Source organism: Microvirga sp. P4_G7 (genome assembly GCF_056401005.1).
On record NZ_JBFUKD010000931.1, the window covers coordinates 1 to 1,163 of the forward strand.

At 60.9% G+C, this 1,163-nt stretch carries 1 protein-coding gene and 1 pseudogene; both read right to left on the reverse strand.

Translation table 11 applies throughout. The features are described 5' to 3' along the window. The coding region (locus AC1DT3_RS22015; RefSeq protein WP_477467303.1) for an ABC transporter permease at positions 1 to 883 on the reverse strand (883 nt) is incomplete at its 3' end. A gap of 67 nt (positions 884 to 950) precedes the next feature. Further along, positions 951 to 1,163 (reverse strand): annotated as a pseudogene (locus tag AC1DT3_RS22020) (ABC transporter substrate-binding protein); the annotation flags it as partial.

The following is a 1,163-nucleotide window of genomic DNA, read 5'->3' on the forward strand; positions in this document are numbered from 1 at the left end:
GAATCAGATACGCGACCATGACGGGTCGATCGAGGACGGTGATGGAATCGATGATCAATTTGCCCATGCCGGGCCAGTTGAAGACCGTTTCGGTGACGACCGCGAAGGCCAGGGTCGAGCCGAGTTCGAGGCCGAAGACGGTGACGATCGGGATCGAGATGTTCTTGAGCACGTGGAGGCCGACGACCTTGCTTTCCGACAGGCCCTGCGCGCGGGCGAAGCGCACGAAATCGGAACTCATGACCTCGACGGTTCCCGCGCGCGTCAGCCGGATCAGAAGCCCGAGCTTGAACAGCGCCAGGTTGAACGCCGGCAGGATGATGTAGCTCCATCCTTCGAGCGTGGTGATCGACAATTGCATGCCGAACACGTTCGTCGTCGGGCCGCGTCCGCCGGAGGGTAGCCAGCCGAGTTCGACGGCGAAAGCCATGATCAGGAGAAGCCCGACCCAGAAGGTCGGAACGCTGAAGCCGAGCACCGAGAACGCCATGATGGCTTTGGAGGAAATCGAATCCGGCTTGTAGCCCGCCCACAGGCCGAGGGGGATGCCGAGGAAGGTGGCGATCACCATCGCGGTCAAGGCGAGTTCGAGCGTCGCGGGGAAGCGCGAGAAGATCAGGCCGATCACGGGCAAACGATAGATGAACGATTCGCCCATGTCGCCATGGAGCATGTTGTTCATGAAAATGAAGTACTGCTCGATGAGCGGGCGATCGAATCCGTAGCGCTGGATCAGCGCCTCGCGCAGCGCCTGATCGGACGCGGGATCGATCATGACGTCGATCGGATTCCCGATGGCGTACACGCCCAGGAACACGATGATCGACATCGCGATGATGACAATGAGCGCCTGCAGGACGCGTTGAATCAAAAAACCAATCATGCTCTTCATTGCATGTCGTGAGAGGAGGCCCGGCCGAGTTTTCCCGGTCGGGCCCTGATGGAGGCGATCAGCTCTTCGGCTTGATCTCGTAGGCGAGCGTTTCCTGATCGACCCGCGACGGGATCGTCAGCATGCCCTTCTTCGCGGCCCAGACGGTCTGAAGCTGCACGGTGGGGATCAGGGCGCGGTCGTTCATCGACACTTCCGTCACCTTTTCGAAGAGCGCGCGGCGCTTCGGATCATCCATGGTGCGGCTTCCCTCTTCGAGCAGGGCGTCGAC